This is a genomic window from Clostridium sp. AM27-31LB (genome assembly GCF_003480745.1).
Classification (GTDB): domain Bacteria; phylum Bacillota; class Clostridia; order Lachnospirales; family Lachnospiraceae; genus Butyribacter; species Butyribacter intestini.
In genome coordinates this window covers 1-22,551 of record NZ_QUJS01000011.1, presented here as the reverse complement: position 1 = coordinate 22,551, position 22,551 = coordinate 1, and the positions used below count along the sequence as shown (strand labels likewise).

Sequence of the window (22,551 nt, the reverse complement as noted above, 5' to 3'; positions counted from 1 at the left end):
AAATTTTACAAGCATATTATCTAATCGATAATACCATGAATTGTTTCCAAAAATACGGCAGGCAGAAACGGTTTTGTAAGATAATCTTCTACACCGAGTTTTCTCGCCTTTTCTATCGTATCATAATCTCTTGTTGCAGTTATAAATGCAACTTTTACATCTGAAAATTCACGGATTTTTGCAAGTGTCTCAAAACCATCCATCTCAGGCATTTCTATGTCGAGCAGTAAAAGAGCGATTTCATTTTCTTGCAGTATCTCTATTGCTTCTTCTCCACTCTCCGCCGTAAGTATGTTATACATAGGTTCATCCTTGCATATTCCCTTTACGAGCATAAGGTTCATTTTCTGGTCATCAACCACAAGTATCGTTCTTTTTAATTCATCCGTCTGCTTCATCTCATAGTCTTTGTCCTCATCTATCATCTGAAGCATAATGTCTGCTATATCAGGGTCAAACTGCGTTCCTTTTCCCTTTTCTATCTCACTTCTGACTACATCCTGTGGAAGTGCATTTCTGTAACTCCTGTTTGATGCCATCGCATCATAACTGTCTGCAACGGCTATTATTCTTGCTATCTCAGGAATATTTTTTCCTTTAAGACCACTCGGATAACCCATTCCGTCATAATGCTCATGATGATATTTTGCACCTATGGCTAAATCCTTAATCCTGCGTATTCCTTTCAAAATATGATAACCTGTCACGGGATGGAGTTTAATCATCGAAAACTCCTGATCCGTAAGTTTTCCCGGCTTATTTATAATAGCATCGGGTATTCTTATTTTTCCCATATCGTGCAAAAGTGCGACTCTGTATATCTCATCCTGCTCTTTTTTCGTCTTTCCCATTCTTCCCGCTATCATTTTGCTGTACTTTGCAACCCTGACAGAGTGCCCTTTAGTGTATTTGTCCTTTGCATCAATTGTTTTTGCCAAAGCCTGCAGCACACTATCATTTATCTCCTGCAATTCATCATTTGTCTCATCAAGTTCATTGAGAGTGCGTCTTGTCACGCGCATCGACATTGTGCAAAATACAACTATTATCATGTAGAGTACAATACTAAGTCCCACATCATATATAATAAGATTGCTTATTTTTTTATAAAGAACATCATTATTTATTATCATGACCGCATACCACTCGTCCATAACGGAAGTCGAAAATACGGTTATATGTTTTTTGCCCATTTTATAACTAAATGTCTGGTTCTTTTTTGAGACAATCTTCTTATATAAAGCAGCCATTTCTCCTTTTGATATATCACTTCCGATATTTTTTTCATCTGAATGTGTTATCACAAGCCCTGAACGGTCACACACAAAACCATACCCCTGTCCGTTAAGTTTTATAGCCTGTGTCTCCTGCTGCAAAGTTCCAAGTTCAATATCAAGAGATATAACGCTTTTCTTATCCTCCAAAAGCCGGCTTATCGAAACCATTATTGTGTTAGTCTGTGCATCAAGATACGGCTGAACAAAAGTCGACTCACCATCTGCTCTAACTGCTGCCTTGTACCACTCTCTGTCCTGTGGCACATAATCATTTTCCGGCTGCCATCCTATACCATCGAGATACTCATCATTAATAACACCATAAATTCCTGTAAAATTTACATCAACATCCTCTTTGTAATACTTTGACTCCTGTTTAAGATAACTGAGTATATCGTCATTACTATAATTTTCCCTGAGCATATACTCGATATTTATCGCTGTAACCTCGACCGCATCCATTCCTCTTGAAAGATATGCATCCATCTGTTCTTTCTGCTGTTTCAATGCACTCTCTCCAAGTGAAAGTGTATCATTTACCGACTTTTTGTAAAATGCCTGTATCGTGCAGAAAGATAATATTGCTATCGCCAGAAAACACACGATAAGTGTGGCAATATACTGCCTTATACTAATTTTTTTCATATTTCCTTTTCCCCTCTCAAGTGCTTGTTGACATTTTAAAAATCCAGTTATCTTAAATTATACCAAAATATGCCGATATTTTCCATAATCTAAACTTACTTTTCATGGCTGAAATGTTACTTCTTACAAGTTAAAATCATTGACATTTTATATATTTTTGATATTCTAATCATAATCTATAGTTAAACAGGAAGTGTTATTTGTGCATGATATTTCAGATATTAAAATCATTGTAAAACCAATAGCTATACAATATGAACTAAAAAAACGGAGCTGTTTTCCAAAAACAGCTCCGTTTTACTTTTTATAAATCCTCTAAAATATAATTCTATCTTCAAAGATTAAAGACGTTTCATAAGTTCTTCTCTCTGAGCCTCAAATCCAGGCTTTCCGAGTAATGCAAACATATTTTTCTTGTAGCTTTCTACACCCGGCTGGTTGAATGGATTTACTCCGAGAATATATCCGCTGACACCGCAGGCAAACTCATAGAAGTAGAAAAGCTGTCCGAGATAGAACTCATTCTGCTCCGGCACTTTTACTACAAGGTTTGGTACATTACCGTCTGTATGTGCAAGCTGTGTTCCTTTCATCGCACTCTTGTTGATGAAATCAAGTGTCTTGCCTGCAAGATAATTGAGTCCGTCAAGGTCAACTGCTTCTTCCTGGATAGTAATATCGTATGAAGGTTTTTCAAGCTCCATGATAGTCTCAAACATGATACGGCTTCCGTCCTGAATGAACTGTCCCATTGAATGAAGGTCTGTTGTAAGGTCAACTGATGCCGGGAAGATACCTTTCTGGTCTTTTCCTTCACTCTCACCAAAGAGCTGTTTCCACCACTCTGCTACATAGTGGAATGCCGGCTCATAGTTTCCGAGAATTTCAACACTCTTTCCTTTGCGGAGAAGAATATTTCTGACTGCCGCATATTTTAATGACTCGTTCTCATCAAAGTCTTTATTTAAGCAGATTTCTCTCATAGAAGCAGCACCCTCCATAAGTTTTGTAATATCTGCACCGCTTACTGCGATTGGAAGAAGTCCTACTGCTGTAAGCACGGAGAAACGACCTCCTACATCATCAGGTACAACGAATGTCTCGTATCCTTCTTCTGTTGAAAGATTCTTAAGTGCTCCCTTTGCCTTATCTGTTGTAGCATAAATTCTCTTGGCAGCTTCTTCTTTTCCGTATTTCTTTTCAAGCATTTCCTTGAAAATTCTAAATGCAACAGCAGGCTCTGTTGTTGTTCCTGATTTGCTGATGATGTTTACAGAGAAATCTCTGTCTCCGATAACTTCAATAAGCTGTGAAAGATATGTTCCGCTAAGACTGTTTCCACAATAATAAATCTCAGGTGTTTTGCGTATTTCCTTAGAAACGCTGTTGTAGAAACCATGTCTTAAAAACTCGATTGCAGCTCTCGCTCCAAGATATGAACCTCCGATACCGATTACGAGAAGAACCTCTGAATCAGATTTAATCTTCTCTGCTGCTTTCTGAATGCGTGCAAACTCCTCCTTATCGTAATCCACCGGAAGATCAATCCATCCCAGAAAATCATTACCTGCACCTGACTTGCTTACAAGTACATCCTTTGCATCCTTTGCAATCTTTGCCATAGACTTAATCTCGTCCTCTGACACAATACCATTTGTTAATGAATAATCAAATTTTACCTGTGTTCCCATTACTCACTGTCCTCCATTTCTGTGTAAAAACACCTGTTATCATTTAAAGAAATCTCATTTATTATAAGCGTGGAAAAACAAATCCCACACTTATATAATATAAATAAACCCTAATCATTTCAAGGTTAATTTTTCAATTTATATTAAATTCCCTTGAGTTTTAAATTAATCATTTCCTATAATCAACAAAATAATCTGTTACGATTTAAAAAGCCATAATCTTATATAAAACATAAATCATGTTTCAAAAATCTACCGTTGCTCACACTTACAATTTGCTCATAACAATTCCATTACTTAATATACGCATACCAATATACAATGGCAGCCTTAATACAAAAAGCCATTCCCTGTAAATTCCATACCATAATGAACACTCTCCCATAGCACAGCTCTGAATGAGGGAGAATTATTCTGACCGAATGGCGTTGAAATGCGTCGGCACTTAGCGGGCGTATTTTGCACGCTTATGTGCCGCTACGAATTTCTCCGAGCGAGAGCGTCCATGAGTTGGAATAATCTCCCTCATTCAGAGCGTCCCGTTAGCCATTGTCTACCTCTGGTATTCCAGATTTCCAAATTTTGTGTACTGCGACAACCATGCAAGCTCTACCGGTCCTGTCGGTCCGCTTCGCTGTTTCGCCACAATAACCTCTGCCACACCTTTCTTTTCCGAATCGGGATTGTAATATTCATCCCTGTATATAAACATTACAATATCCGCATCCTGCTCTATCGCACCTGATTCACGCAAGTCTGACAGCATAGGGCGTTTATCAGGTCTTGACTCAACAGCTCGTGAAAGCTGCGACAATGCTATGACTGGAACATTAAGTTCCCTTGCCATAACCTTAAGTGAACGGGAAATATCTGATATTTCCTGCTGCCTGCTGTCACTTTTTCTCTTGCCCGCTCCTGTCATTAGCTGGAGATAATCTATTATCACAAGGTCAAGTCCCTGCTCTATCTTTAACTTACGGCACTTTGAACGAAGCTCTGACGCTGTGATACCTGATGTATCATCTATAACAAGATTTGAATTACCTATCTTACGCACACTTCCGACAAGCTTGTCCCAGTCATCATCTTCAAGGTCACCTGTACGGATTTTCTGCGAATCGACCATTGAATTCATGGCAAGCATACGCTTTACAAGCTGTTCCTTGCTCATCTCAAGGCTGAAAAGTGCTATCGTACTGTTACTATGAAGTGCAACATACTCTGCAATATTTAAGACAAATGCCGTCTTTCCCATAGCCGGTCTTGCTGCTATAAGTATAAGGTCAGACTTCTGTAAGCCTGCTGTTTTTGCATCAAGATCCCTGAAACCTGTCTCCAGTCCTGTTATGTTTCCTTTCTGTTTTGCTGCTTTTTCAATGCTGTCAAGAGTTCTTAAAACAACATCCCTTATCGGCTCAAACTCACTTCCGCCACGCTGCTGTATAACATCAAACACACTTTTTTCCGTATCTTCCAAAATGTCCTCTAACGGCTGGCTGTCCATGTAACAGTCTTTTGTGACCTGCTCGCTGACTCTTATAAGCCGTCTTAAAACTGCTTTCTCATGAACTATCTCCGCATAAAACTTTACATTTGCCGATGTCGGCACACTCGCCAAAAGTTCTCCGAGATACTCAACACTGTAAAGTTCCGGTGTAACTTCCTTTTCACGAAGCTTGTTTTGCAATGTGACAAGGTCTGCACCGACCCCGTCTTTATACATTTCCACAAGTGCATCAAATATAATGCCATACTGCTGCTGGTAAAACTCATCCGATGTCAACAACTCGGAACATACCATTATGGCATCCGCATTTAACATCATGGCTCCGATAACGGCTCTCTCCGCTTCCACATTATGAGGTGGCAGTCTCTTTATAACTTCTTCTTCCAATTTTTTACCCCTTAAGCCTGTTTTACGACAACTTTAAGTTCTGCCGTTACTTTCTGGTGAAGCTTTATCTTTACATTGAAAGTTCCCGGACTCTTGATAGGTACATCAAGTTCCATCTTCTTTTTGTCGAGTTCGTAACCAAGCTGGCTCTTTGCTGCTGCCGCAATTTCCTTTGTCGAAACAGAACCGAAGCTTCTTCCGCCCGAACCTGTCTTTATCGAAACTGTCACCTGTTTTTCTTCAAGTTCTTTTGCAAATTCTTTCGCTGCATCAAGCTTTTCTTTTGCTATTCTTTCCTCATTTTTCTTCTGAAGTTTAAGCTCATTTAAGTTGTTTGATGTTGCTTCAACACCTAGCTTTTTCTTTAATATAAAGTTTCTTGCGTAACCGTCATTTACCTTAACAATCTCGCCTTTTTTTCCAAGAGATTTTACATCTTCTAATAATATAACCTGCATTTTATCCTCTTTTCTGCACACTTATTTTGTGCATCCCAAGTTTGTGTCAAGTGTGCGCAGACACAACTCTTGTATGTGAAAAATGTATTTTTCACATTTTATATTTCTCCTTCCTCTATCATGCTATCTATTTCCTGTTTTATCATGTTTTTGGCTTCTTCAACCTCGACATTTTCAAGCTGTGCACCAGCCATATTTATATGACCACCGCCGCCGAGTCTTTCCATCATAACCTGCACATTCACTTCATCTATTGAGCGTGCACTTATGTAGACCTTTCCTCTGTATTTTGTGAGCACAAATGATGCCTTTACATTACTTATGTCAAGAAGCGAATTTGCTATCTTTGACGCAAATACCGTTGGCGACTCGATTCCCTCACTCTTGCTCTCAGCAATCGCAAATACACCCTCATAAAGCTCGGTATCCTGTATAGCTGCAGCTCTTATCTTATACTCGTCAATATCCTCCCTGAATGCTTTTCTGATACGGACGGCATCGGCACCGTTTCTTCTGAGATATGCCATCGCTTCAAAGGTCCTGACACCTGTCTTGTTGGAAAAATAATTTGTATCTATCATAATGCCTGCATACATTGCTTCAGCTTCGGCAGATTTTAATTTAAGACCACTGCCAATATATTGAGATATTTCTGCAACCATCTCACTCGCCGATGATGCATACGGCTCAATATAAAACAAAACTGCTTTGTCTATTGCATCCCCCGCCTGTCTGTGATGATCTATAACCACAACAGACTGTGCCTGCTCGATAAGTTCCGGACACTCCGTATAACTTGCCCTGTTTACATCCACGATGACAAGTACAGTATTTTCATCGACGAGTTCTTTCGCTTCATCGCCTGTAATTATCATGTCTTCTTCATATTCTTTTGTATAAAATCTGTCTCTTATAGGCTTGACAGATTGGCTGACTTCATTTAATACAACATTTGCCTTTCTGTTAAGAGTCTTTGCTATACGGTATATTCCTATTGATGCTCCGAACGAATCAACATCACCTATAGAATGTCCCATTACGACAACTCTTTCCTTGCCCTCTATCAGTTCTTTCAGAGCATGGGCTTTCACTCTCGCCTTAACCCTCGTGTTTCTCTCTATCTGAACACTCTTTCCACCATAGAATTTTTCCTGGTCGATTGATTTAACAACTGCCTGGTCGCCGCCTCTGCCGAGTGCAAGGTCAATAGCTGCACGGGCAAGATCGTATCTTTCGACAAAGGTATCTCTGCCCACACCTATACCGATACTTATCGTTGCACTTGACTCATTTCCAAGATTTATATCTCTTATTTCCTCTAAGATAGCAAAACGGTTTGAACAGATTTCCGAAAGGTAACTCTGTTTAAACATAAATAAAAATTTATCCTTTTCGAGTTTTTTGGAAATTGCATCTATGCCCTGCATATATTTGTTTATTTTTCTGTCAATAAGAGCCATTATAAGCGACTGTCTTATCTCGTCAATACTGTCGATAAGTTCATCATAATTATCAATATATAAAAGACCGACAACAAGATTTTCAGCTTCACGCTTCTGTTCAAGCTCCATAATATCAGTTTCATCATACAAAAATACAGATATGAGCCTGCTGTTGTCCATAAGCTGATTTATATCCGTCTTTACAGTATCGCCCTCTCCTGCATTATCCGACTCAACAAGCTTCATGACAACACGATAATATTTATCTTCGGTTCTTACATGAACCACCTTGACCTCATCGGAATCCGGAAGACTGTCTAAAGTAATCTCCTCAAATATATTTGCTATATTTCTCCTTGCAGCTTTTTTATTTACAATGACTGATACAAACTCATCATTCCCCCAGAGCATATGACCGTCTTCACTCAATATGGCAAACGGAACAGTAAGTGTTTTCATCATACGCATCTGCATTTCACCGTAATTCGTAGCAAACTCGATGAGGTCTTTTTTAAGTTTTCTTCTGCCTGAAAAATTGATAAGCCCCGCTATCATAAGATATAAAATCGTATATCCGATACCTATCACACCACTTCTCACTGATACCGAAAAAAGCTGTATCGTCATCAGAATAAGTAATATGCCAAAAAACAGGGGCCATCTAAGATAAGTCTTAAGATTCCCCCTAAGCCTCATTCTATGTTTCATTCTATACATCAATCTCCATTCCTGTGCATAATCAATTATATGATAATGCACATACTACTGTTAGTCATAGTATAACATTAACAGTTATTTACCGTCAATCAATGTGGATTTAAGCTGTTTTTGCACTGTAACTGCTTCACACCCAAAGTACAGCCACAATAGCTTTAAGCTGCTATTTTTCCCATCTGCCCGAAGCACCACACGGAAGTACAAGACCATTTGATGACACCGGAAGTCCTATCTCCTCCGCCTCAACTTTACCGCCTATTTTTTTTACAAGTTCCGTATTTAACATATATGAAAGAACTGCCGGCTGAAGTCCTGTTGTATAAGAATTTATCAAAAAGAAAAGTGGATCATCCGACAAAATCTGCGTACAAAGCTGTATGAATGGATGTATCTTTTCCTCTATTTTCCAAATCTCACCTTTAGGTCCTCTGCCGTAAGATGGCGGATCCATGATAATCCCATCATACTTGTTGCCTCGTCTTATCTCTCTTTCCACAAACTTAACACAGTCATCCACAAGCCAGCGTATAGGTGCATCTGAAAGTCCCGATGCCGCCGCATTTTCTTTCGCCCATGTCACCATGCCTTTTGATGCATCAACATGTGTAACACTCGCTCCTGCCGATGCTGCCGCAAGTGTTGCACCGCCTGTATATGCAAAAAGATTTAAAACCTTTACCGGTCTTTTTGCATTTTTTATCTTCTCTCCAAACCAGTCCCAGTTTACCGCCTGCTCCGGAAAAAGTCCCGTATGTTTGAACTTAAACGGCTGGAGATTAAACACAAGTTTTCCATAATTTATCTGCCATGTATTTGGAAGATTGAAAAACTCCCATTCACCGCCACCTTTGTTGCTTCTGTGATAGTGTCCGTTCATCTTCTTCCAGCCTTTCACCTTTTTAGGTGTGTCCCAAATAACCTGCGGGTCGGGTCTTACAAGAATATAATCTCCCCATCTCTCAAGCTTTTCTCCACCTGATGTATCTATCACCTCATAATCTTTCCAATTATCTGCTATCCACATATATTTTCCTCCATTTCATAGTTATATGTACTCCTTTTAGTTTTGAAATTTCAGTTGTCTCCTCCTTTTTATGAGCCGTATATTCTTCACATTCCTCTTCGTCAGGATATGGAAGACTGATTTCAAAGCAAAAATCAGAGCCCTTTCCCGGCTCACTCTGAACTTCAAGTTTTCCACCCATAAGATGAACAAAATCGTTGCATAAACTCCTATATGGTACTGTGTCAAATATTTCTTCTTAGTTTTTATTCAAAAATTATTCTTCTTATACCATCACTTTTTATTATAACATTTTAATGCACAAAAAAAAAGATATAGACACCGCAATGCCTATATCTTTGTAACAGGATTAGTGTGCAAGTATAACTTTCTTAGGACATTTAGCTGCACAAGCCCCACATCCCTTACACTTGCTCTGGTCAATATGTGCAATATTATTCTCTACATGAATCGCATCGAACTTACAAGTCTTTTCACAAAGACCACATCCGATACATCCTGTATCACATACTGCCATAACCTTAGGTCCCTTATCTTTATTTGAGCAGGCAACCGCCCATTTTGCATCATACGGTACAAGCTCGATAAGTCCGTTTGGACATTCCTCTGCACACTTGCCACACGCAACACATTTTTCTTTATCAACTATTGCAACACCATGTTCTACATGAATCGCATCAAATTTACAGGCTGCCACGCATGAACCAAATCCCATACATCCGAATGAACAAGCCTTATCTCCGCGTCCCGGTATTGCTGCTGCTCTCTTACAATCTGAAATTCCATAATAGTTTGCCTTGATGCCTGCCTTGTCACAAGTTCCTGAACATTTAACATATGCAACCATCTTTACGCTGTCTCCTGCTGCAACACCCATGACATTTCCTATCTTTTCGGCAACTGCTGCACCACCTACAGGACACGCATTTACAGGTGCTTCACCTGCTGCGATAGCCTTTGCCAAAGCATCACATCCTGCATATCCACAACCGCCACAGTTGTTTCCCGGAAGAAACTCTCTCACTTCGATTTCTTTCTCATCAACAGGAACTGCAAATGCTTTTGCCGCAAATCCTAAAAGGAGTCCTATAAGAAGACCTATCAAACCAACAACTACCGCTGCCATTATTACGCCTGTCATTTATACTCCCCCTTTCTATACAAGACCTGCAAAGCCGCAAAATGCTATTGCCATTAAGCTGGCTGTTACAAGTACGATTGGTGTTCCTTTGAAAGAATGCGGAATATCATTAAATTCGATTCTCTCACGGATACTAGCCAATATAACAATAGATACAAGGAAACCAAGTGCCGTAAAAAGACCTGTAACAACACTTTCTATAAAATTGCAGCCGTTTGTGATGTTGTTAAGTGCCACACCTAAAACTGCACAGTTTGTTGTGATAAGAGGAAGATAAACACCGAGTGCCTCATAAAGAGGTGGCATAAACTTCTTTAATACCATTTCAACAAACTGAACAAGAGCCGCAATTATAAGGATAAATGCGATAGTTTCCAGATACGCAAGTCCCAAAGGAACAAGAATAAAATAATATATCGGATAAGTAATGGCAGATGCTATCGTGATAACGAATGTAACTGCCGCACCCATACCTGCTGCCGTTTCAACTTTCTTTGATACACCGAGGAAAGGACAGATACCGAGAAACTGACTAAGTACAACATTACTTACCAACATTGATGAAATCATAATCACAAATAAATTCACTTAAATCAATCCTCCTTTTTCTGAGCTTCGGCTGCTTTTGCGGCCGCCTCTTTTGCTGCTTTAGCCTTTGCTGCTGCTTCCTTAGCTGCCTGAGCTTTCGCTGCCTTTGCTGCAACTCTCTCAGCTTCAACAAGACCTTTGTTTGCTGCACAGCTTGAACCTATACAGCTTGCACAGTTACCGCCACAGGCGATATTTGTATCATTTGTCTCAACATTTGTTGCAGAAGGCATCTTGAGTTTATTCTGCAATGCCGTAAGGAATGAGAGCACAAGAAATGCTCCGGGTGCAAGTACGAAGAACGTAATATGATAATCCTCAGGAATGAACTGATGATTAAATATAGCACCACTTCCCAAAATTTCACGGCAGATACCGATACATGTAAGACCAAATGTGAAACCAAGTCCCATACCAAGTCCGTCAAATATTGATGGAAGTACAGGATTTTTAGAAGCATAAGCCTCTGCTCTACCAAGAATGATACAGTTTACAACGATAAGCGGAATATAAACACCTAATGCTTTGTTGAGTGACTGCATATATCCCTGTAATAAAAGCTGTATTATCGTTACGAATGAAGCAACGATTACGATGAATGCCGGAATACGAACCTTATCCGGAATAACTTTTCTAAGTAATGATATAAATGCATTGGAAAGTATAAGAACTGCCGTTGTCGTAAGTCCCATGCCAAGTCCGTTTATGGCTGAAGATGTAACGGCAAGAGTAGGACACATACCAAGCATCATTACAAAAGTCGGATTTTCGGTAATAATACCGTTTTTTAATCTCTCTGTACAAGAACTCATGTCTTTACCCCCTTACTTTCCGGTCTGAGCTGCGACAAATTTCATAGCTACATTGACAGCTCTTGTCACGGCTTTACTTGTAATGGTAGCACCTGAAATAGCATTAACTGTGCCGTTGTCTGCACTTCCGCTGCCATCCTTTACAACTGATAATGTTTTGTCTGATTTCATTCCTACATACTGGCTGTTCCAAGTCTCTTTTGTCGAATTCTGACCAAGACCAGGTGTCTCGTTGCTCGCATCAAGAATCTGAATGCCAACAACCTCGCCCTCATTTGTGATACCAAGTGCGATTGTTACTGCTCCGCCATAACCTTTTCCGCTTACTTTAAGAACATAACCTGTCTGTGAACCGTCTTTAGAAGCTGTTCTTGCTTCGATAAGTTCTTCGCTTGTATATGAGAATGTACCATCATCGATCTTACCTGCTGCAACATCCTTTTGGAATGATTCAACAGCTTTTGTAAGGGTGTCATCTGCTTTAAACTCTGCATCCTTATAAACAGCAGCATACGCTTCATTTGTAGCTTTCTCGTCTGCGGCTGCTATAGGTCCTTTTGTAATTGTATAAACTCCACCGAGCAAAACACCTGCTATAATTGTTATAACAAAAAGCATAATCGCATCATGCATAAGCGTTGATTTGTTTTCATTATTTGCCATCTTTAATTCCCTCCTTTCCAAATGGAACAGGAATAGTCACCTTTTCAATCAATGGAACTAACAGGTTACAGATAATGATGGCGTAAGAAACACCTTCTGCTGATGCTCCGAAAATACGGAATATTCCCGTAAGTACACCGAGAAGTACACCGAATACAATCTGTCCCTTTGGTGTGATAGGACTTGTAACATAGTCTGTTGCCATGAAAAATGCACCGAGCATAAGACCACCGCCACAGATTTCAGCAGCGAGATATGTAAGGTCAAATCCGCGTCCGCCAAATATAAGTGCAAATATTGCAAATATTCCGATATAGCATACCGGAATTCTCCATGTGATAACTTTCTTTATAAGAAGATAAGCTGCACCAATAAGAAGTGCAAGTGCTGAAGTCTCACCTATAGTTCCTCCGATAGTACCGAGGAACATCTTGAGAACACTTGTGGCAACCTGTGTCTTGCCGTCACCTGATGCAAGAAGATCGGCAACCGCTGTAGCCTTGTCTCCGTTTTTGATGATTGCAAGCGGTGTAGCTCCCGTAACACCATCATATGTAAATGAAGTCATCTTTCCGGCAAATGAAATCATAAGGAAACATCTTGCTCCGAGTGCCGGGTTCATAAAGTTCTGACCGAGTCCTCCGAAAAGCTGTTTTACGATGATTATCGCAAATACACTGCCGAGGATAGCCATCCATACCGGGAATGTTGATGACAGGTTGAGAGCCAAAAGCAATCCCGTAAGTGCCGCACTTCCGTCACTTACCGTAACCGGAAGCTTCATAGCCTTCTGCCAGATGTACTCAGTAAGTACAGCCGTAGCAACACAGGCTACAATAAGTATCGCTGCCTTTAAGCCGAAGTTAAATATACCAACGGCAGTAGCAGGCATAAGTGCGAGAAAAACATCCCACATGATACTCTTCGTAGAAGATTTGTCACGAACATGTGGCGATGATGAAATATTTAATAAATTACTCACCTTTTATCCCTCCTATTTCTTTCTTCTCTGAGCTGCCACATACTGACGAGCCTGCTTGAATGTCTGTGTAAGAGGACGCTTCGCCGGACATACATATGTGCAGCTTCCGCACTCATAACACTCCATGCCGTTCAGTTTTACAAATGTATCATAGTCATTGTGCATAGCAGCCTGCGCCATCTTCTGAGGTACAAGGTTGCCCGGACAGGCCTGAACACATCGTCCACATCTGATACAAGCTGTCGGCTCATTCTCTGCAACTTCATCTCTTGTAAGTGCCAAAATAGAAGAAGATGTCTTTGTAACAGGAACATTGAGATCAAACATTGCAAATCCCATCATAGGACCACCTGATATAATCTTTGCCGGTTCCTGCTTAAATCCTTCACCCTCTGCCACAAGGTCTGCATGATTGCATCCTATACGCACATTTACATTGATAGGTGTTTTAAATGCATCTCCCGTAAGTGTCATGACTCTCGTGATAAGAGGTGTCTGTTTACAGACAGCTCTGTAAATAGCGATAACAGTAGATATATTATCAACGATACATCCCGCATCAGCCGGAAGTTTTGCAGAATAAATCTTTCTGCCGGTGATAGCTGAGATAAGAGTACGCTCACCACCCTGTGGATACTTTGTCTTTAAAGGCATAACCTCTATACGGCTTTCTCCCTGGGCTGCCTGCTTCATCTTCTCGATGGCATCAGGCTTGTTATCCTCGATTCCGATAACCCCCTTTGCTTTGTCAAAAAGTTTGAGTATTACCTTAAGTCCTCCGATAATCTCCTCCGGACATTCAAGCATCTGTCTGTAGTCAGATGTAAGATAAGGCTCACACTCAGCACCGTTTACAAGAATATAATCAATCTTGTCAGGCTCTTTTGGTGTAAGTTTTACATTTGTCGGAAAACCTGCACCACCCATACCTACAATACCAGCTTCCTTTACAATGTTGCGAATTTCATCGTTTGACAGCTTGGTATAATCTCGATCTTCACCAAGCCCCTCAATACCGGTGTATTCTCCATCATTTTCAATAATCACGCAAGTTGCCTTAGAGCCGTTTAAGAGCATCCTCGGTTCAACTGCCTTTACAGTTCCAGAAACTGAGCTGCAGATATTTGCTGAAATAAATCCGCTAGCTTCACCAATTTTTTGTCCAACGAGCACTTTATCACCTTTTTCAACAACAGGTGTTGCCGGTGCACCGATATGCTGTGACATAGGAAAAACCATATCACCCTTAGGCATAACAGTCTTTATAGGCAGGTCTTTGGACAATTCCTTTCCCTCGTAAGGATGAACACCCCCACGAAATGTTGCTTCACTCATTCTGGTTCCCCTTTCTTTATAATTTTTTATATTTTTTGCCCTATATCACCAAATAATATATGTATGAAACATATGCATATTCAATGATTTTCATATGTACATTCACCCTATTGTTCCTTATGACAAAAAATATAATATCCCGACTTTTATTGTACCATTTTACCGAGAATTGTCAATCTGAATGGTGAAAAGCTAAGCATAATCGCTAAAAACCATTTTAGCAACTGTCAAAAATATATCAATAGACACAGGCAGACCATCAACTTGCCATAAAAGTAATTATTACAAATGTAACCAACACCATCTAAAATACGATATGATTAGTGAACGGCTAAATACAGTAGGAAAGAAGGTGAAAATTTGGAAGACGAAAAAATCGTTCAGTTGTATTTTAATCGTGATGAGAATGCAATTAAATATACAGCAGATAAGTATAGCTCAAAACTCTGTAATATTTCTTATAAAATAATCAGAGATACATGTACGGTGCAGGAGTGTGAAAATGATACATATATGGAAACTTGGAAACGAATACCACCGAGCAATCCAAAGGATTATTTTTTTGCTTTTCTTGCCCGGATTATTCGTACTATCTCCATTGACAGATACAGGAAAGAAACCAGCCTTAAAAGAAATTGCAATATTGTTGAACTGTCTAAAGAGCTTGATAACTGTATTCCTGCAATTGATAGTGTTGAAAGTGAAATTGAAGCAAAACTTCTAGGTGAAATGGTTAGTCGTTTTTTATATACATTATCAGATGAAAAACAGATAATGTTTGTGCGTAGATACTTTTATATGGAGAGTATAGCTGAAATTGCAAAACATTTGTCAATTACCGAAAGCAAAGTGAAAACTTCACTGTTCCGAGTACGCGGCAAGCTTAAAATCTATCTTGAAAAGGAGGAATTTCTATGAATATGGACAAATTATATTGTATTGGTTATATTGATGACGAACTCATTGAAAAAGCTGATAAGTATATTTCAAAAAAAAAGAAGTGTACTTTTAAAAAATGGACTGCTCTGGCAGCAAGTTTTATAACAATATTTCTTATCTTTGCAGCTCTTATTTCATTTAAGAACAAAAATACCATAACAGCATATGCATATGTAACAAATGAAAAAATCACTTCAACCGCAGCAGTAATAAAAACCGGAACCATTAGTGACAGTGGTGAAATGAAAGGCCATCAGCTTATTTTTTATATTTTAGGAGAAAATATAGAAAAAATCAGATTTTCCTGCAAAAATCAGCAGCTTGATTTCAAAGACTGGACAGAAAAAAGAAACGAATATGCAAATGCACAGAATTTTGAAATTCCGTATGGTAATAATAAAAAAGAATACAAATACCTTACAATTTCATGGATACCAAATAAAACTATTAGTGAATTAAGTGATAATGAAAATGCAAAAATCAAAAATCTTGCAAAAGAATTGAAAGAAGATATAATTGTCATGGAGGTTACTTTTAAAAATGGAAATACAGCAACAAAAGCTATATCAATTTCACTATCTGATAATGGAAAATTTTTAGCTTCATTTAGTGATTACAAAATCAAAAAAACAGATAAATTTGTCAGGCGTTCAAATGATAAACCTCTCAATAGTACTTATATTGATAAAAATGAAAATACAAACAAAATATCTTCAATAAAAAATGAAAGGAAATCAGTATATAAATTATCAAAAAAACAAATTAAAAAAGCTGAAATTGCCGCAATCAGATACTATTCAAAAACCATCTTTACAGTAAATTACATTAAATTTGATAAAAAAGGCAGTGCAAAACTGCATGGTAAAAAATATCAATTTATCGTAAATGTGAGCAAAGAAGGTATTGTACAGAACCCGGACAGAATGATAATTTTGAAAAAAAATCGCAAAGGCATATGGAAAGTTACAAATGAAGGTTATTAGCGAAAAGTCAAGATGAACTCCCCTGATAGTGTAAAAACAGGCATAAGTAACATTGCGTATATGATGTTCTGCTTATGCCTGTTTTTATTATTTACTAAGCTGCTAACGGGATTTGAACCCGTGGCCTCCGCCTTACCAAGGCGACGCTCTACCTCCTGAGCCATAGCAGCAATCACAAACAACATTATATATTATTTTGTATTGTATTTCAAGTATTTTTTCTCATATTTTAAATTTTCCGTAACAGTTCAGCCATAAAAAATAATTGACAATACTTGAGCTTGCTCATTGTATTGTTGATTATCTTTTTATGTTAGAATAGCCTTTTATTTCTTAAATTCATAAACCTATAAACAATCTGTCAATTTTTGCAATGCTTCTGTTCTTGATTTTCTATGTATTCTTTCTTTATAAGTAATAATAGAATAATCTAAGCTGCTTATACCATAAACTGGAAGTTGGAACGTGCTTTATAAATTTTTTCCGATCCCCTCAAGTTCGTTCATGGAATCCTTGTTTTTTTCAAGTTCATCTCTGGCTGTTGCGTAATATGATTTTTTGAAAAGCATATCCCATGAAAGATATTTTGCCATACAGTCAAACTGCTTATCAATCAGCTCATACTGGATACTGCCTACGGGAGAACCACCTACAACAATTGTGCCAACTTTTTTGTTTTTTAACTGCAATCCACGGCAGTAGCACTTATCAATGATAAGTTTCAATTGTGCTGACATTCCCCACCAATAAACTGGTGTAGCAAAAAGAATCATATCTGCGGCAGCAATTTTATCAATTGTAGGATTTGTATCATCCTTATCGACGCATCCCTTAGAGCATTGACAGACACCACATCCCTTGCATGGTGCAATGTTGAGTTTGTCAGGTTCAATGATTTCAATTTCATTCTTTTCTGATGCTCCTTTTATAAATGCATTGATTGCTGTCAGCGTGTTTCCTTTTCTGGCACTTCCATTAATGATTACAATTTTCATGCGTGTATCCTCCAACTTTCGATTTTACTTTGTAACTATGACTTTTCCTTCTGAATCCAGAAGAGGTGTAATAGCCGCTCCATATCCAGATTTCCAACAAAGATAGTTAACCCCAGTCTCCTTATCTACAAGGATTTGGCGAACTCCTTCATCCTTAAGTTGACTTCCGTCTCTAAATGTAACTTCAAATCTTTCTTCTTTCTTTGCCATGTTTATTTCTCCTTTTTTCAAGCGTTAAATTTCGATTGCTCTAAGTTTTTTCAGTTACACCTTCTTGCCCTTCGGACAAGAAGTATCCCTCGCTCAAAGAGCTCGGTCAATCCCGATTTGTGCCAATTCATCCCATGAACCTAAAAGTTCAGAAAGTTCTTAACACTTTGCTCTAAAAACTAAGTTCCTCGTGCACTTTATGTTTGCACATATACATATTCTTGTCTGCTTCCGCAATGACATCCTCCAGATATTTTCTTTCACCGATTGCATACCCGACAGATGCGGAAACCGGAAAATTACAGCCTTCTGCCGCCTTTCCTATCGCCGACTCCCATCTTTTTAAAATTTCCTGCACTATCTCCACTGTTCCATCGTTTATTATCATAACAAACTCATCGCCGCCATAACGAAAAGCCGCATCCTCTTTTCTGGCTGAACTGCGAATGGCTTCTGCCACTTTTATGATAAGCCTGTCTCCTGCAATATGACCGAAATTGTCATTTACATATTTTAGCCGGTTTACATCCCAATAAATAACCGCTATATTTTGTAAATCATATACTTTTTCATCCAAAAGTGCAAGCAGCCTGTTTTTATTATATAAACCGGTCATTTCATCCATACTTGCCTTAAGTTCCATCTGAACAGCCTTTTTCTGCGAATTTCTTATAACCTTATTAACACTGTTTGAAACATAAGCAAAAGCAACCGCAAGAAAACAACGCGGCAGGACAAAATATAGACCAATTGTAAAGAAAGGATTCGGATTTACCTGAGTCATCAGAAACTTTCCGTCCTTTTCAAGATGTCCTATCGAAGTAGCCGTAAGAAGTGTCATGTTTGCATCACAAACACCATAAAAATAGCCCGCATAAGTAATGAGAATTATGCTGAAAATAGTAAGTACAAATGTAAATACCGATATTCTCTTTGATGTGTACATCCCCGCTATAACAAGCGGTATCATAATAATGATAATCATATGATAAGTCAGTGAAATACTTGCTGCATTAAACACACATATAATTGCAAATATACTTAAATACTTTGTTTTTGGATTATCCAACCCTAGTACCAGCAAAGATACTATATGTATCAACAGAAAAAAACAAGCGATAATATAACCTGTAACAAAAATCTTTTTATCTACAATAAAAATACCTGTCACATTTAAAATTTCTTCAAATGTATATATAATCATGCAAAATAACACAAAACGAAATGTGTAAATGTTTTGTGCCACATCTTTTTCATCACTTATAGGACTTTTCCCAAATATCTGACATAAAATGTCTTTACATCTGTCCATTACTGCTCCTTATATTAATATAATACAATCATATGACACTGCAGCAAAAATAACTTTGCTCCAACTGATGTCACATAAAACTATTACAATAGTACTAAATCAACATACATAACTTTTCTAATTACAATGAAGTTGCTATAACTATAATAAAAACTGCCGCTATAAAAACAAGACTGAGTATGGCTGCCATACGACGCCTTTTTTCAAATCCAATTGATGATGTATAATCCTTTTTACTAAGCAGTTTCTTAGCCTTGTCCGCCTCCCAGTCATCAACAAATATCTCAAACTCTACCTCTGTATTTCCTGCCATCACACTAAAGTTTTCTTTCTGTCTGCATGAAGCATTTATGCCGTTTTGTGATAGTTTATTCACGACAGAGTCTGCCTCAACCGAATTTGATGCTATGTAAATATTTTTCAAAATAATCCCTCCTTTACTCCCTAATGTACTTCCATGTCTTTAAAGCAATTATGCTTTACCCAAATTATGTTAGGAAACTCCACCGTCTCCAGCCGATAGGAGTATAATATTTTCCGTTTAATAATATATCCGGATTTCTATATTATTTTTATTTTACTACATAATGATAAAATTAGCAATTTTTATTTTATCCAATCTTACCTTTTATCCTTTGCAATGCGTTGTCTATTGATTTAGGAGATTTCTCCATATCTGCCGCAATCTCCTGATATGTCATGCCTTCAAGATACCTTTTTAAAACTTCCCTTTCCATTTTACTAAGCTTATCAAACATCTTATTCTGCATATCAATGGCATTTTCCCTGTCTATCATGATTGCTTCAGGGTTTGCTATGTTATCACTTCCCGATGATATTACCGTTCTGTCACCTGCCAGCTCGTCCGCATCGCTAAATTCGTCAGAATATATTGATACATATGAATTTAACGGCTGATTTTTTAGTCTGTTGGATTTTTTTATTGCTGAATAGAGCTGTCTTGATATGCAAAGGTCGGCAAAGGTCCTAAACGCTGCATCCTTTCCAACCTGATAATCCCTGACAGCCTTAAAAAGACCTATCATCCCCTCCTGAATAAGGTCATCCTTATCTCCGTCTATAAGAAACAATTTTCTTGTTTTCTGGCGAACAAGCGGCTTATATTTCTCCAAAAGATACTCCATCGCAGCATTTTCCCTCTTTTGTGCTAAATTTATTATGTCATTTTCAGACATTTTTTCAAACTCCATCATTTCCCCCATTTCTTAAATAATTTATTTGATTTCACCCTTTTTAGCCATTCTTTGTCTTACTATTTCATATGAAAGCACACCCATAGCTACTGATGCGTTGAGCGAATCAATGTCTCCGAACATAGGTATTGTTGCAACAAAATCACAATTTTCTTTCACAAGGCGGCTCACACCCTCTCCCTCATTTCCTATCACGACACCCATCGGTCCTGTAAGGTCAAGCGAGTACATGCTGTCACCACCCATGTCACCGCATACAAACCACATTCCCTGTTTTTTTAGTTCATCCATTGTCTTTACAAGATTTGTAACTTTTGCGACCGGTGTATAATTTATCGCACCTGCCGATGCCTTTGCAACCGTAGCCGTAAGTCCTACTGCTCTCCTTTTCGGAATGATAACTCCGTGTGCCCCAACCTGATTTGCTGTTCTTATTATAGAACCGAGATTATGCGGGTCTTCGATATTATCAAGCAAAATAAGGAATGGCTGCTCATTCTTTTCCTTTGCTCTTTCAAGCATTTCTTCCACCGTTCCATATTCATATGCCGCTGCATAAGCTATAACACCCTGATGTTTCCCTGTCTCAGACATTTGGTCAAGTCGTTCTTTCTTCACGAAATTAACTATACAGTCTGTCTTTTTTGCCTCTCTCAAAATAGTGCGTACCGGTCCGTCCTGACAGCCGTCAAGCACAAACAGCTTGTCTATTGTTTTTCCTGCTCTAAATGCTTCTAAAACTGCATTTCTGCCCTCTATTGTCAATTCTTCGTATCTCATATTTTCCTCGCTTTCTATTTTTATATTTCTATCAAATTAATTAAGACAATGTATATGGAAGTAACTCCGTTTTTGTAAGCCCTTCTTTTACAAGTTCCATTGCCCTGTCCATCTCATGTGACAGATACAGATACCCTATAAGTGCTTCGAACCCGGTTGCTATCCTGTAATCTGTTATTGATGCATTTTTAGCTGATGTAGCCGATTTTGCGTTTCTTCCATGTTTGAATATCGCCATTTCTTCATCTGTCAGACTGTCTAATATAGCATTAACTACTTTCGCCTGTGACTCCGCTTTTACGATATTACTTGTCATTCTGTGAAAATTTTTCACCTTGCCATTTCCAAGATCAAGCACTATCGTTCTTATTATTAAATCATAAACGCCATCGCCAATATAGGCAAGCCCCAAAGCCGAATACTGCGATGGTTTAAGTTTTCCTTTTCCAAAAGTGTCCTGCACACTCTGTAGAAAGTTCTTTTCAGTCTTATTATCTTCTTTATTGTTTCTTTCCTGTTTATTTTTTTCTTCGTGTGTCAACTCAGTTATATTTTCTTTTTCCATACATATCCTTTCCATCTTTTAAACTTAACTTTTTATATATTCTTTTTAACTGTTTTAATTGTTTCACTTTGTTGATTTTTGCAATTTCCTTTTTAAGAATTTTTGCTATTTTATGTTCTTGATTTTTATAATCTCTTTTTTACTTTAACTGTTATATGTCCTTTTCTTCTAATTTGTAATTATAGTTTTCATTTATCTCTTATCAAAACGATAAATTTTTTATTTTTAAATATAACACAAAAGACCCCAATGATCTATCATTGAGGTCTATATAGAGGCGACTAACGGATTTGAACCGATGATCAGGGAGTTGCAGTCCCATGCCTTACCACTTGGCTAAGTCGCCATAACAAAAAAGTGACTCCAACGGGAATTGAACCCGTGTTACCGCCGTGAAAGGGCGATGTCTTAACCGCTTGACCATGGAGCCATAAATATTATTATATTAAAAAATAAACTCCCCGAGTTGGGCTCGAACCAACAACCCCACGGTTAACAGCCGTGTGCTCTACCATTGAGCTATCGAGGATTAGGTTTATACCCTAAAAACTGTACATTGATTATATCATGACTTCCTTTTGATTGCAAGAAGAATCTTCGCTCTATACTTGGATAAATGACTTTCTGTCATATATTTATCCTCGTTACACTCAAGCACTTGAGCTCCATGTCATTCGTATGCTTCGCATACTTCATGTCATTCCACTCAGATACTATATGACCCTCAATTCAAAATCGAAAACAAGTTTTCATTTTGAATTTCTGCTCATATATTTATCCTCGTTCCTTTGGTCAAGCCCTCGACCTATTAGTGACAGTCAGCTGCATGTGTTACCACACTTCCACCTCTGCCCTATCTACCTCGTCGTCTTCAAGGGGTCTTA

22 protein-coding genes, 4 tRNA genes and 1 rRNA gene are annotated in these 22,551 nt (G+C 38.3%); 2 read left to right on the top strand and 25 right to left on the bottom strand.

Annotated elements, in window-relative coordinates; all coding sequences use genetic code 11:
* Positions 1–20 precede the first annotated feature (20 nt).
* From DW721_RS13795 to rsxC, 13 genes are all read right to left on the bottom strand, one after another.
* Positions 21–1,922 carry an HD domain-containing phosphohydrolase gene (locus DW721_RS13795; protein ID WP_118746098.1) on the bottom strand — a complete coding sequence of 634 codons (1,902 nt, stop codon included), beginning with the start codon at positions 1,920–1,922 and terminating at the stop codon, positions 21–23.
* A 341-nt stretch (positions 1,923–2,263) separates the two neighbouring features.
* Entirely contained in the window at positions 2,264–3,613 is a 1,350-nt protein-coding gene (locus DW721_RS13790) for a glucose-6-phosphate isomerase (RefSeq protein WP_022013610.1), read from the bottom strand.
* 553 nt (positions 3,614–4,166) lie between these two features.
* On the bottom strand, positions 4,167–5,507 hold the full coding sequence (dnaB, locus tag DW721_RS13785; protein WP_118746097.1) for a replicative DNA helicase: 1,341 nt from the start codon (positions 5,505–5,507) through the stop codon (positions 4,167–4,169).
* An 11-nt stretch (positions 5,508–5,518) separates the two neighbouring features.
* Positions 5,519–5,965: a 50S ribosomal protein L9 gene (gene rplI / locus DW721_RS13780; protein ID WP_022013608.1), complete on the bottom strand. Its 447-nt coding sequence runs from the start codon at positions 5,963–5,965 to the stop codon at positions 5,519–5,521.
* 98 nt (positions 5,966–6,063) lie between these two features.
* Entirely contained in the window at positions 6,064–8,115 is a 2,052-nt protein-coding gene (locus DW721_RS13770) for a DHH family phosphoesterase (RefSeq protein WP_118746096.1), read from the bottom strand.
* A gap of 172 nt (positions 8,116–8,287) precedes the next feature.
* A complete protein-coding gene (locus DW721_RS13765) occupies positions 8,288–9,148 on the bottom strand; it encodes a class I SAM-dependent methyltransferase (RefSeq protein WP_055940404.1) in 861 nt (286 codons plus the stop codon).
* Positions 9,132–9,329, bottom strand: coding sequence for a hypothetical protein (locus DW721_RS13760; protein ID WP_118746095.1), 198 nt, complete (start codon positions 9,327–9,329; stop codon positions 9,132–9,134). The genes DW721_RS13765 and DW721_RS13760 overlap by 17 nt, the downstream gene beginning before the upstream one ends.
* 168 nt (positions 9,330–9,497) lie before the next feature.
* A complete protein-coding gene (locus DW721_RS13755; protein WP_055940399.1) occupies positions 9,498–10,289 on the bottom strand; it encodes an RnfABCDGE type electron transport complex subunit B in 792 nt (263 codons plus the stop codon).
* 15 nt (positions 10,290–10,304) lie between these two features.
* Complete coding sequence (rsxA, locus tag DW721_RS13750; protein ID WP_022013603.1) at positions 10,305–10,877, bottom strand: electron transport complex subunit RsxA; 573 nt, start codon at positions 10,875–10,877, stop codon at positions 10,305–10,307.
* A 5-nt stretch (positions 10,878–10,882) separates the two neighbouring features.
* Positions 10,883–11,689, bottom strand: coding sequence for an electron transport complex subunit E (locus tag DW721_RS13745; protein ID WP_022013602.1), 807 nt, complete (start codon positions 11,687–11,689; stop codon positions 10,883–10,885).
* Positions 11,690–11,701: 12 nt separating this feature from the next.
* The gene (locus DW721_RS13740; RefSeq protein ID WP_118746094.1) at positions 11,702–12,352 is read right to left on the bottom strand and encodes an RnfABCDGE type electron transport complex subunit G; all 651 of its coding nucleotides are present in this window, start codon (positions 12,350–12,352) and stop codon (positions 11,702–11,704) included.
* Positions 12,342–13,334: an RnfABCDGE type electron transport complex subunit D gene (locus DW721_RS13735; protein WP_022013600.1), complete on the bottom strand. Its 993-nt coding sequence runs from the start codon at positions 13,332–13,334 to the stop codon at positions 12,342–12,344. The genes DW721_RS13740 and DW721_RS13735 overlap by 11 nt, the downstream gene beginning before the upstream one ends.
* A 12-nt stretch (positions 13,335–13,346) precedes the next feature.
* Positions 13,347–14,669, bottom strand: coding sequence for an electron transport complex subunit RsxC (rsxC, locus tag DW721_RS13730; protein ID WP_055940393.1), 1,323 nt, complete (start codon positions 14,667–14,669; stop codon positions 13,347–13,349).
* A gap of 360 nt (positions 14,670–15,029) precedes the next feature.
* Here rsxC and DW721_RS13725 point away from each other — a divergent pair, with 360 nt between their 5' ends.
* Together DW721_RS13725 and DW721_RS13720 are read left to right on the top strand one after the other, a co-directional pair.
* Positions 15,030–15,587 (top strand): sigma-70 family RNA polymerase sigma factor, encoded by a 558-nt coding sequence (locus DW721_RS13725; protein ID WP_055940390.1) that lies wholly within the window; start codon positions 15,030–15,032, stop codon positions 15,585–15,587.
* Positions 15,584–16,591, top strand: a complete 1,008-nt coding sequence (locus DW721_RS13720) for a hypothetical protein (RefSeq protein WP_118746093.1) — start codon at positions 15,584–15,586, stop codon at positions 16,589–16,591. The genes DW721_RS13725 and DW721_RS13720 overlap by 4 nt, the downstream gene beginning before the upstream one ends.
* A gap of 97 nt (positions 16,592–16,688) precedes the next feature.
* Here DW721_RS13720 and DW721_RS13715 read toward each other — a convergent pair.
* From DW721_RS13715 to DW721_RS13655, 12 genes are all read right to left on the bottom strand, one after another.
* Positions 16,689–16,761 (bottom strand) — tRNA-Thr (locus tag DW721_RS13715).
* 300 nt (positions 16,762–17,061) lie between these two features.
* Complete coding sequence (locus tag DW721_RS13710) at positions 17,062–17,586, bottom strand: flavodoxin family protein (RefSeq protein WP_118746092.1); 525 nt, start codon at positions 17,584–17,586, stop codon at positions 17,062–17,064.
* A gap of 24 nt (positions 17,587–17,610) precedes the next feature.
* Positions 17,611–17,796, bottom strand: coding sequence for a DUF6440 family protein (locus tag DW721_RS13705; protein ID WP_005342831.1), 186 nt, complete (start codon positions 17,794–17,796; stop codon positions 17,611–17,613).
* Positions 17,797–17,968: 172 nt separating this feature from the next.
* Entirely contained in the window at positions 17,969–19,108 is a 1,140-nt protein-coding gene (locus DW721_RS16480; RefSeq protein WP_243036033.1) for a GGDEF domain-containing protein, read from the bottom strand.
* 121 nt (positions 19,109–19,229) lie between these two features.
* A complete protein-coding gene (locus DW721_RS13690) occupies positions 19,230–19,532 on the bottom strand; it encodes a DUF2007 domain-containing protein (RefSeq protein WP_022013102.1) in 303 nt (100 codons plus the stop codon).
* Positions 19,533–19,719: 187 nt separating this feature from the next.
* Positions 19,720–20,319: an RNA polymerase sporulation sigma factor SigH gene (gene sigH / locus DW721_RS13685; protein WP_312032741.1), complete on the bottom strand. Its 600-nt coding sequence runs from the start codon at positions 20,317–20,319 to the stop codon at positions 19,720–19,722.
* Positions 20,320–20,343: 24 nt separating this feature from the next.
* Positions 20,344–21,102, bottom strand: coding sequence for a 23S rRNA (guanosine(2251)-2'-O)-methyltransferase RlmB (gene rlmB, locus DW721_RS13680; RefSeq protein WP_022013104.1), 759 nt, complete (start codon positions 21,100–21,102; stop codon positions 20,344–20,346).
* Between the two features lie 40 nt (positions 21,103–21,142).
* Positions 21,143–21,667: a ribonuclease III domain-containing protein gene (locus tag DW721_RS13675; RefSeq protein WP_022013105.1), complete on the bottom strand. Its 525-nt coding sequence runs from the start codon at positions 21,665–21,667 to the stop codon at positions 21,143–21,145.
* A 275-nt stretch (positions 21,668–21,942) separates the two neighbouring features.
* Positions 21,943–22,013, bottom strand: a tRNA-Cys gene (locus tag DW721_RS13670).
* A 12-nt stretch (positions 22,014–22,025) separates the two neighbouring features.
* Positions 22,026–22,097: transfer RNA gene (locus DW721_RS13665), tRNA-Glu, on the bottom strand.
* A gap of 27 nt (positions 22,098–22,124) precedes the next feature.
* Positions 22,125–22,196: transfer RNA gene (locus DW721_RS13660), tRNA-Asn, on the bottom strand.
* Between the two features lie 259 nt (positions 22,197–22,455).
* Positions 22,456–22,551 (bottom strand): 23S ribosomal RNA (locus tag DW721_RS13655); the annotation flags it as partial.